We start from the raw sequence: 241 nt of genomic DNA on the forward strand, positions 1-241 counted from the left end.
CGTTAATTTTTGCCATCCTGTTTTTCTCAGGGCTGTTTTATAACGTCGAGGGTCTTTCATGGCTGGGCGCCTTTGACTTCACCACGCTGGGCGGCAGCTTTGGCACCATGAAAGATCCCGCCAGCAACACCTTTCTTGGCGCAGGCGGACTCAGTGCCAAAGCGGGTTTCCTGTTTGCGCTGTCGCTGATGCCCACGGTGATGCTGGCGCTGGGTGTGCTGGAAATCTTCACCCACTACGG

The 241-nt window shown here is 56.0% G+C and carries 1 pseudogene; it reads left to right on the plus strand.

The window, feature by feature from the left end:
* Nucleotides 1-241, plus strand: a pseudogene (locus SB756_RS34475) (YjiH family protein); the annotation flags it as partial.

It is taken from the genome of Pseudomonas sp. SIMBA_068 (assembly GCF_046534705.1).
In the GTDB taxonomy this organism is placed as follows: domain Bacteria; phylum Pseudomonadota; class Gammaproteobacteria; order Pseudomonadales; family Pseudomonadaceae; genus Aquipseudomonas; species Aquipseudomonas putida.